Source organism: Geobacillus sp. CAMR5420 (assembly GCF_000691465.1).
GTDB lineage: Bacteria > Bacillota > Bacilli > Bacillales > Anoxybacillaceae > Geobacillus > Geobacillus thermoleovorans.
Window position 1 is genome coordinate 1 of record NZ_JHUS01000032.1, and the last position, 13,293, is coordinate 13,293.

Annotated in this window: 14 protein-coding genes; 10 read left to right on the top strand and 4 right to left on the bottom strand. The window is 53.9% G+C overall.

The features are described from left to right. Positions 1 to 217 precede the first annotated feature (217 nt). The 9 genes from DI44_RS09170 (at position 218) to DI44_RS09130 (ending at position 7,640) form a co-directional block, all read left to right on the top strand. Entirely contained in the window at positions 218 to 1,219 is a 1,002-nt protein-coding gene (locus DI44_RS09170) for an iron ABC transporter permease (protein WP_014195635.1), read from the top strand. Further along, entirely contained in the window at positions 1,216 to 2,268 is a 1,053-nt protein-coding gene (locus DI44_RS09165) for an iron ABC transporter permease (RefSeq protein WP_033025234.1), read from the top strand. Before DI44_RS09170 ends, DI44_RS09165 begins: the two co-directional genes overlap by 4 nt. Positions 2,269 to 2,280: 12 nt before the next feature. Continuing rightward, complete coding sequence (locus DI44_RS09160) at positions 2,281 to 3,093, top strand: ABC transporter ATP-binding protein (protein WP_033025236.1); 813 nt, start codon at positions 2,281 to 2,283, stop codon at positions 3,091 to 3,093. After that, positions 3,093 to 3,830 carry an IucA/IucC family C-terminal-domain containing protein gene (locus DI44_RS09155; protein ID WP_033025237.1) on the top strand — a complete coding sequence of 246 codons (738 nt, stop codon included), beginning with the start codon at positions 3,093 to 3,095 and terminating at the stop codon, positions 3,828 to 3,830. The genes DI44_RS09160 and DI44_RS09155 overlap by 1 nt, the downstream gene beginning before the upstream one ends. Before the next feature lie 134 nt (positions 3,831 to 3,964). Beyond that, a complete protein-coding gene (locus DI44_RS09150; RefSeq protein ID WP_033025310.1) occupies positions 3,965 to 5,944 on the top strand; it encodes a GGDEF and EAL domain-containing protein in 1,980 nt (659 codons plus the stop codon). A 77-nt stretch (positions 5,945 to 6,021) separates the two neighbouring features. Further along, positions 6,022 to 6,324 (top strand): DUF5634 family protein, encoded by a 303-nt coding sequence (locus DI44_RS09145; RefSeq protein ID WP_033025238.1) that lies wholly within the window; start codon positions 6,022 to 6,024, stop codon positions 6,322 to 6,324. Between the two features lie 48 nt (positions 6,325 to 6,372). Then, the gene (locus DI44_RS09140) at positions 6,373 to 6,828 is read left to right on the top strand and encodes a GNAT family N-acetyltransferase (RefSeq protein ID WP_011230961.1); all 456 of its coding nucleotides are present in this window, start codon (positions 6,373 to 6,375) and stop codon (positions 6,826 to 6,828) included. Further along, the gene (locus DI44_RS09135; RefSeq protein WP_013145567.1) at positions 6,825 to 6,977 is read left to right on the top strand and encodes a peptidase U61; all 153 of its coding nucleotides are present in this window, start codon (positions 6,825 to 6,827) and stop codon (positions 6,975 to 6,977) included. The genes DI44_RS09140 and DI44_RS09135 overlap by 4 nt, the downstream gene beginning before the upstream one ends. Before the next feature lie 36 nt (positions 6,978 to 7,013). Beyond that, entirely contained in the window at positions 7,014 to 7,640 is a 627-nt protein-coding gene (locus tag DI44_RS09130) for a histidine phosphatase family protein (protein ID WP_033025240.1), read from the top strand. A 249-nt stretch (positions 7,641 to 7,889) separates the two neighbouring features. On the opposite strand, the gene DI44_RS09125 is transcribed toward DI44_RS09130, so the two are convergent. The 3 genes from DI44_RS09125 to DI44_RS09115 are packed head-to-tail and all read right to left on the bottom strand — an operon-like array spanning position 7,890 to position 10,234. Continuing rightward, positions 7,890 to 9,284 carry a nucleoside recognition domain-containing protein gene (locus tag DI44_RS09125; protein ID WP_033012601.1) on the bottom strand — a complete coding sequence of 465 codons (1,395 nt, stop codon included), beginning with the start codon at positions 9,282 to 9,284 and terminating at the stop codon, positions 7,890 to 7,892. Beyond that, a complete protein-coding gene (locus DI44_RS09120) occupies positions 9,253 to 9,987 on the bottom strand; it encodes a FeoB small GTPase domain-containing protein (protein ID WP_011230979.1) in 735 nt (244 codons plus the stop codon). The genes DI44_RS09125 and DI44_RS09120 overlap by 32 nt, the downstream gene beginning before the upstream one ends. Then, on the bottom strand, positions 9,980 to 10,234 hold the full coding sequence (locus DI44_RS09115) for a FeoA family protein (RefSeq protein WP_011230980.1): 255 nt from the start codon (positions 10,232 to 10,234) through the stop codon (positions 9,980 to 9,982). The genes DI44_RS09120 and DI44_RS09115 overlap by 8 nt, the downstream gene beginning before the upstream one ends. A 237-nt stretch (positions 10,235 to 10,471) precedes the next feature. Here DI44_RS09115 and DI44_RS09110 point away from each other — a divergent pair, with 237 nt between their 5' ends. Continuing rightward, a complete protein-coding gene (locus tag DI44_RS09110; protein WP_033025312.1) occupies positions 10,472 to 12,460 on the top strand; it encodes an acetoacetate--CoA ligase in 1,989 nt (662 codons plus the stop codon). A 376-nt stretch (positions 12,461 to 12,836) separates the two neighbouring features. Here DI44_RS09110 and DI44_RS09105 read toward each other — a convergent pair whose 3' ends face one another. Beyond that, a complete protein-coding gene (locus DI44_RS09105) occupies positions 12,837 to 13,265 on the bottom strand; it encodes a hypothetical protein (protein WP_011230982.1) in 429 nt (142 codons plus the stop codon). Positions 13,266 to 13,293: the final 28 nt, after the last annotated feature.

Here is a 13,293-nt window from a genome sequence, read left to right on the forward strand (position 1 = left end):
TTTTTTCACCGGCCTTCTAGCCAATCCCCCTTTGTATTTGATAATGAATTTCATTTCCGTGTTATATAGTAATAAAAGTGAGAATCATTGTCAACTATAAAATGAAAAAATGATAAAAAAATCATAAGAAAACGTGAAAAAACATTGACGATGAGAGTCATTATCAAATAGACTTGACGATAGAGATATAGAAAATGAAGCAAGGGAGATCTCAGAGATGCTGGTGACAAACCGTCAAAAAATGGTTGGCCTCATCGGTTTGCTGATTGTGCTGCTTGCCGCCATGTGGATGAGCATCGTTTGCGGATATACCGATACGAGTTGGCGGCAGGCGGTGGCGGCTCTCATCGACAATGATGGATCGAATGCCCATTTAGTCGTGGCGACGGTTCGGCTGCCGCGAGCGTTGATTGCGGCTGCCGTTGGCGCCAGCTTGGCGATGGCCGGAGCGCTCATGCAAGCGCTGACGCGAAACCCGCTCGCTTCGCCAGGCATTTTCGGCATTAACGCCGGGGCCGGTTTTTTGATTGTTGTGATGGTCACCTTTTTTTCCATTTCTTCATTGCAAATGTTGTCTTGGGTCGCATTTATGGGGGCGGCGATGGCGGCGTTGATCGTGTTTGTGATCAGCGCCGCGGGGAAGGACGGGCTGACCCCGCTCAAAATGACGCTCGCCGGCACGGCGGTCGCGGCTTTATTTGCCTCGCTGACGCAAGGGATGCTGGCGATGAATGAAAAAGCGCTTGAAGAAGTGCTCTTTTGGCTGGCCGGGTCGGTCGCCGGCCGGAAGCTCGAGCTGTTGGCAGCCGTCTTTCCGTATTTGGCCGCCGCCTGGCTTGGGTCCATGCTGCTGGCGCGCCATGTCAACATCTTAATGATGGGAGACGATGTAGCGAAAGGGCTCGGGCAGCGGACAACCTTCATTAAAGCGGCCGCCGCTCTCTTAGTTGTCCTGCTCGCCGGCGGTTCGGTCGCTGTTGCCGGTCCGATCGGCTTTATCGGCATCATGGTGCCGCATATGGCGCGGGCGCTGGCCGGCGTCGACCACCGCTGGCTGCTTCCATACTGCGCCTTGCTTGGCGGGATTTTGCTTCTTATGGCCGATATTGGGGCGCGCTACGTTCTGATGCCGCGCGAAGTGCCGGTCGGCATCGTCACCGCCTTGCTCGGCGTTCCATTTTTCATCTACATTGCCCGCAGGGGGATCGCCGCAAAATGAAAAAATACATCACGGTCCGAATGGGAAAACACATCTCGTTTTTCTATGACAAAAAAGCTGTTGCGGTGCTCGCCGCGCTCATAGCAGCGGCCGTCTTACTTTTCCTGATCAGCATTGGCAGCGGCGAAATGCGCATGTCCCCGCTTGAGGCCGCTGCCGCGCTGTTCGGATACGGAGAGGAAATTCATCAGACGGTGATTGTGACGTTCCGCCTGCCGCGCGTGTTGGTTGCCTGGCTGGCCGGAATGGCGCTTGCGGCCGCGGGCGCGATTTTGCAAGGGATGGTGCGCAATCCGCTTGCTTCGCCGGATGTGCTCGGCATCACCGGCGGGGCGGCGGCCGCGGTCGTCGCTTTTTTGGCGCTGTTTAGCGATGAAAACAACTCCCTCACCGTCAGCATCCACTGGCTGCCGCTTGCCGCCTTTCTCGGCGCTACGGCCGCTGCTTGGCTCGTATATATGCTGGCGTGGAAAAACGGCCTCGCCCCGCTTCGGCTCGTGCTTGTCGGCATCGGCGTTTCTGCGCTCATGCAGGCGTTGACGACACTGTTGATGATCACAGGACCCATCTATCGGGCGAGCCAGGCAAACGTGTGGATTACGGGCAGTGTGTATGGTGCTTCTTGGCAGCACGTTTCGCTCATGGCGCCATGGGTCATCGGACTGCTCCTTGTGGCGATATTGGCCGCGCGGCATGTCAATGTGCAGGAGCTGGGCGATGAGCTGGCGATTGGGCTTGGCGGCGCGGTCGAACGGCAACGGTTAGGGCTTGTGTTGGTGAGCACCGCGCTCACCGGAGGCGCGGTCGCTTTCGCCGGCGGCATCGGCTTTGTCGGGCTGATGGCGCCGCATATGGCGCGCCGCCTTGTCGGTTCGGCGTTTGGCGCTCTTCTTCCGACCGCTGCGCTGTTAGGCGGTGTGTTCGTCATGGGGGCGGATTTGGCTGGGCGGCTGCTTTTGGCGCCGACGGAAATTCCGGCCGGAGTGTTTACCGCGGCGATTGGAGCACCGTATTTCATTTATTTATTGTACCGAAGTCGGAAATTATAAGGAGGGATGCGCATGCATGGGTTGCAGGCGAAAGAGTTGACGCTATCCTATGGCGAGGCGATCGTTATTGACCGGTTGCATTTGACGATTCCGAAAGGAAAAATCACGGTGTTCATCGGCGCGAACGGCTGCGGCAAGTCGACGTTGCTGCGCGCCTTGGCTCGTCTGTTGAAGCCGGCAGGCGGCGCTGTCTTGCTTGATGGAAAAGAGATTGCCAAACAGCCGACAAAAGAAATCGCCCGCCGGCTCGCCATTTTGCCGCAGTCGCCTACGGCTCCGGAAGGACTGACCGTTTTGCAACTTGTGAAGCAAGGGCGCTACCCGTATCAAACGTGGTTCAAGCAATGGAGTGACGAAGATGAGCGAGCGGTTGTGCGCGCTTTGTCAGCAACAGGACTGACAGAGCTTGCCGAGCGGCCGGTTGATTCGCTGTCCGGCGGCCAGCGCCAGCGCGCATGGATCGCCATGACGCTGGCGCAAGAAACGGACATCATCTTGCTTGACGAGCCGACCACTTACTTAGATTTGGCGCATCAAATTGATATTTTGGATTTATTGTTCGAACTCAATGCAACAGAACAGCGGACGATCGTCATGGTGCTTCACGATTTGAATTTAGCGTGCCGCTATGCGCATCATCTCGTCGCCATTCGCAACAAAACGGTGTACGCCGAAGGGAAGCCGGAGGATGTCATTTCCCGCCAGCTCGTGAAAGATGTGTTCCAAATGGACTGTCAAATTACGTACGATCCGCTCTTTGGCACTCCGCTTTGCATTCCGTACGGCAAAGGGCGGCGCATCCTACAGAAAGAAGGCGTATCGTGATGAGGTTAAGTGAAGAAGAAGTGAAAGCGTTGGAAACGTACCGTTTTTCGAGCGAAGCTGCTGATGTCTCGTCATCGATGTTGTTGGCCCGGCTGCTGAATGATGACGGGCAGCTCGCGAAGTATGTGGCGCACGTCCGCGCCGAGATGGGGGCGGCAAACGACGCGGTTGCCGCTTCGATGCTCGTCAAGCGCCTAAGCTTTTTGGCGCCGATGGCCTTATACGCCATGTCGGTGTGGAACAAGCGGCTTGTGCTCGATCCTGAGCGAATATGGCTTGATACGGACGGCGAAGGGGAAATGTGGATGCCGCGCTTTCGCCTTGCGCCGCCGGAAGCGGAGATGTGCGGCATTGAGCGCAGCGGTTGGCGCGAGCAGGCCGTTCGCGACGTGTTCGCCGGCTTGTTCGCTCCGCTCATCGTCCGGTTGCGGCGCCTGACGCGTGTATCGCCGCTCATCTTATGGGAAAATGTCGCGATTTATGTGTACTGGGTATATGAACGTTGGCTTGAGGATGAGTCGCTTGCCCCGGTCGCCGACCGGCTGCGCGATGATTTCCGCTTCCTTATTCATGAAGCAGACGGCCGGTTGTTTGGACAAAAAGACAACCCACTTCGCCGCTTTTTTAAAGGAGCAAGCGGCATGCAGCGGACGACGTGCTGCCTGTACGTGAAAACAAATGGGGGAACGTGCTGTCAAACGTGTCCCATTCGCGCCCGCCAACGGCAAACCGGGTGACCGGAAGGCCGCCGGCGGGCAGTTCCATATTTTTGACAAAATGTTTGCGAAATTTGTTGATTTTTGCCGTGATTTTCGTGAAAATGGAAGTGTGGACATCGCTTATTTTGGTGAAACGGCGAGGTAGCAATTGCATGGACAAATATACGGCCTTTTTCCATCACTTCACAGAAGCAGTGGTCATCTTGAATTTGCAAGGCGTGATCATTTACAACAATCCGGCTTTTGCCGGCTTGGCGCTGAGTGAAGAAGAACAGAGGACGCTGTCCGTCGAAGGACGGGCGTTGGTTGAACGGGTGAAACAGCGCCCGGCTGCCTTTCGCTGGGAGTTGCTTGGCGGCTTATTGGTCGCGGGGGTGTCGCCGATCATTGACGAAAACGGACAGGCGGCAGCCGTCTTATGCGTTCTTCGCCGCCAAGCGGAGGAGAGCGGCCTGCAAGCGCGGCTTGCCGAAGCGGAACGGCGTCTGCAGCTGATTGTTGAGCATTCGAACGATTACGTGTTGATTTTTTCTCCCAATCGTGAGTTGTCATACATTCCGCCGTCATGGAAGCGAAAAACAAACAAGCGTCTTCCAGTGTCATACGAAGAGGTGCTGACATTTGTCCACCCTGATGACGCCCCGGTCGTGGCACAAAAATTGGCTGAGCTGTACGATACATACGAGACGCAATCCGCCGAATTTCGCAAGCAAGGCGAGAAAGGCGAATGGGTTTGGATGGAGGCGCAAGGGAAGGCGATCATCGATGAAGCGGGGACGCTCGATTGCGTCATTGTGACCGTGAAAAACATCAGCGAGCGGAAGCGGTACGAAGAAAAGCTCCGTCAGCTTGCTTACTTCGATTCGCTCACGGGCATCGCCAACCGCAGCTATTTCGAGCGGCATATTCATGAGCTGATCGCGAGTCAGACGCCGTTTGCTCTTTGTTATTTGGATTTTGACAAATTCAAATGGATCAACGATCATTTTTCCCATCAAGCCGGCGATTACTTTTTGCGCGAGGCGGTCAAGCGCGTCGAGCGGGCGTTGCGTCCCGGCGACTTTTTTGCCCGCATCGGCGGTGATGAGTTTGTTCTCTTGCTGCCGAACATAACGAAAACAGAGATGACCGCCTTGGCGGAGCGGCTTGTCAGTTCGTTTCACGAGCCGTTTTATTACGAAAAACAGCTGATTCAATCAACATTGTCGATCGGCATCGCTTTTTTCCCGAAAGACAGCGATCGGATCGAGCAAGTGATGAAATATGCCGATCAAGCGTTGTACGAAGTGAAAGAGCGGGGGCGGAACGGCTATGCCTTTTACCGGCCGACCGAGCATCGGCATGCGGTGATCGAGCAAGATTTGCCGTTTGCCATTATGCGCGGGCAGTTGTATTTATGCTATCAGCCGAAAGTGCAACTTGCTAAAGGAAAGGCGATGGGGGTTGAGGCGCTTTTGCGCTGGCGTCATCCGTCGCTCGGTGAAATTCCGCCGCTCGATTTCATTCCGTTGGCGGAGGAAAGCGGGTTTATTTTTGAAATTACATTATGGGTGTTGGAACAGGCGTCCCGTCAAGTGAAAGAGTGGGAAAGAAAATTTCCGGGCCTCAAGCTCGCAGTCAACTTGTCGCCGTTTTTGCTCAATCGTCCGGAGCTCATCGAGCATGTGAAGCGCATTTTGCGGGAGACGGGGCTTTCGCCCGATCGGCTCATTTTGGAAGTGACCGAAAGCGGACTGATGGAAAACATCGAAACAGGGCAGCACATTTTAACCGAATTGCAACGTCTCGGTGTGCAGGCGGCGATCGATGACTTTGGCACCGGTTTCTCTTCGCTCGCGTATATCCGCAATTTGCCGGTGTCGCTGTTGAAAATTGATCGCAGTTTTATTCAAGGCATTGCGGAAAATTCGAAAGATGCGACGATTGTCGATACGATCATTCATTTAGCCAAAAGTTTGGATATTGAAGTGTTGGCGGAGGGAGTCGAGACGGAGTCGCAAGTGGCGCTTCTGTCGCAAATGGATTGCGACTACGCGCAAGGATTTTATTTCAGCCGTTCGCTTGAAGCGGAAAAGCTGCAACAATGGCTAGAAGAACACAACCGCAACGCTTGCGGCGAACCGCCGGCGTAGCCGATCATTTCCGTTCATTCTTTTCCTCGTTTTGCCGCACACTAACATTGAGCATGGGCAAAGAGGAGGAAAAGAAGATGGAATTTGTGCCAAGAAGCGTCGTGATCGACGAGTTTATCGACACGCTTGAGCCGATGATGGAAGCGTATGGCCTCGACCAAGTCGGCATTTTTGAAGAGCATGGTGAAGGCAATCGCTATTATGTCGGCTATACGATCAACAAAGACGATGAGATGATCACCATTCACATGCCGTTTGTAAAAAACGAACGCGGTGAACTGGCGCTTGAGAAGCAGGAATGGACCGTTCGAAAAGACGGTCGGGAGAAAAAAGGCTTTCATTCGCTGCAAGAGGCGATGGAGGAAGTGATTCATTCATGATAAGCGGCCGGGCTCGGCCGCTTTTTCGCCATCGAAAGGGAGAGGAGCATGATTGCGGAACTTCACATAGCAGACGACGAAACGGCCGTTAAGGTGCTGCACCTACAGCGGCGCGCGTATACGATCGAGGCGCAGATCATCGGCAGCACGGCGCTCCCGCCGCTTCACGATACGATCGCTTCTCTGCAACGATGCGGCGAGCGCTTTTTCGGCTATTTTCAAGGGGAACGACTCGTTGGGGCGATCGCTTGCAAGCGGAATGGGAAGACGCTTCGCCTTTGCCGGCTGATGGTCGATCCGGATTGTTTCCGCCAAGGGATCGCCAGCGCGTTGCTCGACTTTGTGATCAAGCAAGAGCCGTCGATAAGCGAGATCGTCGTGACGACCGGAAGCGGCAACGCGCCGGCCATTCGCTTTTACGAACGCCATGGGTTTCGTGCCATCGAGCGCATCGAAACGCCGGAAAGAATCGAGTTAACGAAACTCGTGAAACGAAGCGGATGACACGCGGGTACGAGTTTCCGGTTGTGTATGATGCCGATTTTGGCCATACAGATCCAATGGCAGTGTTGCCAAAAGGCATTCAAGCAGAGATGAAAACGGACAAAAGCGGATCTGTTGCGTTTCGTTTGCCTGAGCGGGCGGTTGAATGATCGATAGATGAATAGAGAGGAGAAGCAAAGGAACACATGGGGACAACCTTGTATTTGACCAGACATGGGGAAACGAAGTGGAACGTCGAAAAGCGGATGCAAGGCTGGCAAGACTCGCCGCTCACGGAAAAAGGGCGGCAAGACGCCATGCGGCTTGGAAAGCGGCTTGAAGCGGTGGAATTGGCCGCGATTTACACAAGCACAAGCGGCCGGGCGCTGGAAACGGCCGAGCTCGTCCGCGGCGGGCGGCTCATTCCGATCTATCAAGACGAGCGGCTGCGCGAGATTCGTCTTGGCGATTGGGAAGGCAAGACGCATGACGAGATTCGGCAAATGGATCCGACTGGGTTCGATCATTTTTGGAACGCGCCCCATCTGTACGCTCCAAGGCGAGGCGAGCGGTTTTGCGACGTGCAGCAGCGGGCGCTTGAAGCGGTGCGGCGCATCATCGAGCGGCACGAGGGAGAAACGGTGTTAATCGTCACCCACGGCGTCGTGCTGAAAACGCTTATGGCGGCGTTCAAGGGCGCGCCGCTTGACCAGCTGTGGGCGCCGCCGTATATGTACGGCACGAGCGTGACGATTGTGGAGGTGAATGCGGACGTGTTTCACCTGGTTGTGGAAGGCGATGTTTCCCATCTAGAAGAAGTCAAGGAAGTATAGATAGGGAAGAAGGATGGAGAATTGGAGGCGGCGCTGTTTCTTCGGTTCATCGCCATAATATGCGCTTGGCCAATCGGATCGGTTTCTTGCGCCATCATGCAACCTCATTCATGATTCAAGAAATGGATGAAAGCTATGAGTGGGCGCCTTCCAGTACAACGTTTGGTGAAGAACTGCTTTTTCTTATCAAGTCTAGTTGTCCAAAAAAACAGCCCCGTTTTCCTCGATCGGGAAGCGGGGCTGCGCCGTTTATACGAGCCCGAGCCATCTCGCCAGCTGTGCGGTCGTAAAGGTGACCGCAATGGCAATCGCTGTCGGCAAGGCAAAGGCGACGAACGTCCATTTCGCGCTTTTCGTTTCTTTGTAAATGTTGACGAGCGTCGTGCCGCATGGGTAGTGAAGCAGGGAAAACAGCATCATATTAAGGGCGGTGAGCCACGTCCAGCCGTGGTCAAGCAAAATTTGTTTTAGAGAATGCAGGCCATCGACTTCAGTGAGCGCCCCCGCGGATAAATAGCCCATCAGCAAAATCGGCACGACAATTTCATTGGCTGGCAAGCCTAAAATGAACGCCATCAAAATGTAGCCATCCAATCCCAATGCTTTGGCAAATGGGTCAAGCCAGTCGGCTAAATACGCCAGCACGGTCGTATCTCCCACGTGAACGTTGCCGAGCACCCATGTCAGAATGCCGGCCGGCGCCGCAACCGTTACCGCCCGTTTCAGCACATAGAGTGATTTGTCGAGGGTGGCCCGGATGATCGTCTCCATGATTTTCGGGCGTCGGTACGGCGGCAGCTCCAGCGTGTAATGGGTCGGAATGCCGCGCAAGGCCGTCTTGGATAAGACCCATGAAACGGTCAACGTGACGACGATGCCAAACAACACCATGGCGACGACCACACCCGCCGTAACGAACGTTTTCCATCCGCCTGTATAGCCGGCTGCCATAAATAAGGAGGAAAGCAGGATCAGCGTTGGCCAACGTCCATTGCAGGGGACGAAGTTGTTGGTCAAAATGGCCAGCATTCGTTCGCGCGGTGATTCGATAATGCGCGTCGACATGATGGCCGCCGCGTTGCAGCCGAAGCCCATGGCCATCGTCAGTGATTGTTTGCCATGCGCCCCCGCTTTTTTAAACAAGCGATCCATGTTAAAGGCGACACGCGGCAAGTAGCCATAATTTTCGAGCAAAGCGAATACGGGAAAGAAAATCGCCATCGGCGGCAGCATCACACTGACGACCCAAGCCGTGCCGCGGTATAGGCCAAGTACAATGAGGCCGTGCAACCAGTCGGGGGCGTGAATCGCTTGAAAGGCCATGGTGAGATACGTTTCGATCGTTCCGAACAAGCGGGCGAGCGAATCGGAAAATACGTTGGCGCCGGCGATCGTCATGTAAAGGACAGCGGCGAGAAGCGCCAGCATAATTGGAAATCCCCACCGCTTCGACGTGACGATCCGGTCAATCTGTTCCGTTCGATCACGTTTCACGCTCTTCGTATGATTGACACATTCTCGATAAAGCTCGGCCGATGTTTGAAAGATGGCGGCAACGATTTGCTCGCGCACATTGTCCGGCGCCAATGATTTCGCTTCTGTCATTAAGCGGTCAAATCGATTTGATGGATCCGCAACAGGCATACGCGTTCCCCTCCTTGATCAATGGTTGCGGCGGTTGTTTCAGCGCTTGAAGCAGCGATGTATCGCCGTCAAGGAGACGAAGAGCGATCCAGCGAGCAGGATACGTGTCTCCCATCACGTCTTTCACGAGTGGAAGAAGTTTGGCAATGCCTCGTTCGATTTCCGGGCTGTACCGGATGGAAAGCGGGTTGGTGTTGATGCGGCCATGCGCCATGGCATCCACTGTATCAAGCAGTGCATCGATTCCTTCCCGGTTGCGGGCCGAGATCGGCACGACCGGCACGCCGAGTTTGACGGCTAATTTTTTTGTATTGATATGAATGCCTTTCTTTTTCGCTTCATCCATCAAATTGATAGCGATAATGACGCGGTCGGTCATTTCCAATACTTGAAGCGCTAGATTCAAGTTGCGTTCTAATGCCGTAGCGTCGACCACAACGACCGTGACGTCAGGACGTTGAAACAGGAGAAAATCGCGCGCCACCTCTTCATCGGCTGAATTGGAATAGAGCGAATACGTTCCCGGCAAGTCGACGATCCGGTACAACGTGCCGCGGTGGCGGCATTCTCCTTCCGCATGAGTGACCGTTTTCCCGGGCCAGTTGCCGGTATGTTGGCGCAGGCCCGTTAAGACGTTGAACAACGTGCTTTTGCCGGTGTTCGGATTTCCCATTAAGGCAATCGTATACGTCATATCAGTCATGGCTGATCTTCTCCCCGTAAATATAGTCACTTTCTTCTTTCCTTAATGCGATCGTCGTTCCACAAACGCGATAGGCGGTCGGGTCGCCAAGCGGGCTTCTTTGTCCAACCTTCACTTCCCCGCCGGGTACAAATCCCAAATCAAGCAACCGCCTTTTTAACATAGGATCAGGAACATCAACCTTTTCGATGCGAAATCGATCGCCCGGTTTCATATCGGAGAGGCGGCAACGTTTTCCTTGTGCCATAAAAGTTTCCCTCCGGTTAATATTTTTTATAAAAGACATTTTTTTTGCTTAGACCAACTTTTGTGTTTATCATATTCCAGTTGCCTCGCTGTTGTCAACAAATTTGTTTCATCTTTTTCTGACAGAGTTGTCGAACTGGCGACTATTCAAAACAATAGGAAATCATGTTATCATATGAATAGTCTGAACAAACTATCGGCAGAAAGGCGGTGACGGCGTCCATTGACGCACGATGAAATGAAAGCGATTACGGAAGGGACGATTCTTTGGCAGCCGACGGAGGAGCAAATTCGGCAATCGAACATTCGACGGTATATGGACTGGCTGAAAGAGAAAAAGGAGTTGTCATTTAACTCGTACCGCGAACTATGGACATGGTCAGTTGAGCATCTTGAAGAATTTTGGGAAACGGTTTGGGAATATTGTGGTGTTCAGGCGGCAACGCCGTATGAGTGTGTGCTGCGGGAGCGGAAGATGCCAGGGGCGGAGTGGTTTCCAGGCGCTGCGCTCAACTATGCGAAACATATTTTCCGGCATGCGCGCGCCGACCGCCCGGCCATCATTTTCCGCTCGGAACGCGTGCCGTACCGGGAAGTGTCATGGCAGGAGCTCGGCGAAAAAACGGCGGCGATCGCCAAAGCATTGCGAGCGATGGGAGTGAAGCGCGGCGACCGCGTCGTCGCTTATATGCCGAATATCCCCGAGACGGTGATGGCGTTTTTGGCGTGCGCCTCGATCGGCGCCATTTGGTCAAGCTGCTCGCCGGATTTTGGCGCTGGCAGCGTCATTGACCGGTTCGCGCAAATCGAGCCGACTGTCTTGTTTGCCGTCGACGGCTGCCAATACAACGGCAAAGAATTTGACAAAATGCCGGTCGTATCCGAATTGCGCGCCAAATTGCCGTCATTGAAAAAGACGGTGCTGCTTCCGTATTGGCGCGGGCAGATGGAAGCACCGGATGAGGGCGTTGTGCTGTGGGATGATGTCGTGGCGGACAAGGCGGAGCTCGTCTATGAAGACGTTCCGTTTGACCATCCGCTTTGGATTTTGTATTCTTCGGGAACGACCGGTTTGCCGAAGCCGATCGTCCAAGGGCATGGCGGCATTTTGCTTGAACATTTGAAAGCATTGACTATTTCAGAAAACTTGACGAAAGACAGCACGTTTTTCTGGTTTACGACGACTGGATGGATGATGTGGAACTTTCTCGTCGGCGGACTGCTGGCCGGGTCGACCATCGTGCTCTATGACGGCAGCCCGACGTATCCGGATGGCAACGTTTTATGGGAGCTCGCCGAGAAGGCAGGCATCACCCATTTTGGCACAAGCGCGGCGTTTATCAACATCTGCATGAAGCTCGGCCTGAAGCCAAAAGAGCAATATGACTTGTCAAAGCTCGAGGCCGTGCTCTCGACCGGTTCGCCGCTGACGGTCGAAGGGTTCGCCTGGGTGTATGAAAACGTCAAGGATGACATTTGCCTGGCATCATGCAGCGGCGGAACGGATGTGTGCACCGCGTTTGTCGTCGGTTCGCCGATTTTGCCGGTGCGCGCCGGCATCCTCTCGTGCCGCGCGTTGGGCGCGGATGTGCAGGCGTTTGACGAAAACGGCCAGCCGCTTGTGAATGAAGTCGGTGAACTTGTGATTACAAAACCAATGCCGTCGATGCCGCTCTTTTTCTGGAACGATCCAGACGGCGAACGGTATCGGAACAGCTATTTTGACACGTACCCGGGCGTCTGGAAGCACGGCGACTGGATTAAAATTGACGAACAAGGGGGATGCGTCATTTACGGACGCTCCGACTCGACGATCAACCGCGCCGGCGTCCGCATGGGCACGAGCGAAATTTACCGTGCGGTCGAAGCGGTCGACGGGGTGTTCGAAAGCCTCATTGTCGATTTGGAAATGATGGGCAAGCAATCGTTTATGCCGCTGTTTGTCGTCCTCAAGCCGGGCGCAGTGCTCGATGACGAGCTGAAAGAACGCATCCGCCAATCGATTCGGCAACACGTCTCGCCGCGCTTTGTTCCAGATGAAATTTACGAGGTGAAGCAAATTCCGAAAACGCTAAATGGAAAGAAAATGGAGATTCCGATCCGGAAACTGCTCTTAGGCTTCCCGCTCGAAAAGGCAGTCAACCCGGGCTCAATGGCCAATCCAGAGGCGCTCGACTTTTTCCTCGAGCTGGCGAAGACGCTGGCGGCGAAGACGCAGATAAGCTGAAATGCGAAAGGTTGTTATTAAGTGACGACGCTTAATAACAACCTTTCTATGTATTAGTGAATTATAAATAGAGGAGTCGGGGGCATGGAAGAAAGCAAGCGGACTAGGCCAGTTTGGAAATCCATCGGTGATTGAGGAGCGGACGACGGTGAAAGAGATGTTGGGGCGATGAGACGAGACGGTGTCCGTTTTCATGATGAGAAAGTCCGGAAGATCTGTTTAGGAGAACCTTCCGGGCTTCATTTGCGGCGACGATGATTCGGAGTTTTAGTATGACGTAAGCAGGGGGATGTTGTTTGATGATGGCTATGTTCACACAGGATATGGAACAAGCGTTAAACGTCGAAGAGATCAACGAAATGGAGCGGACTGACGTCTAGTACATATTGAGCGCCGTTTTGACCCGCTTGATCTCCTTTTTGTTTTCGAACAGCTCTTCAACTAAAATGTTTTGGCCGTTGGCGACATCGGTGATCCGTTTGTCCATGTCGGCCACTTGCTGGCTTAATTGGTTGAGTTGTTCATTCGTTTGCTGCACTTGTTTGGCGAGCTGGTCGACTTGCTCATGAGTTTGCTGTACTTGGTGGTTCAGCTGCTGCACTTGGCTGTTAAGGTGTTGGACTTGTTGGCCCAGTTGCTGTACTTGCTCATTTGTTTGTTGCACCTGTTGGCCCAGTTGCTGCACTTGCTCGTTTGTTTGTTGCACCTGTTGGCCCAGTTGCTGCACTTGTCCGTTCGTTTGTTGCAGCTGCTCGGCAAGTTCTTTAATGGCTTGCCAAATCATTTCATTTGAGATCGCTCCCATTCGACAATCCCCTTTCTGGTTCGATTCT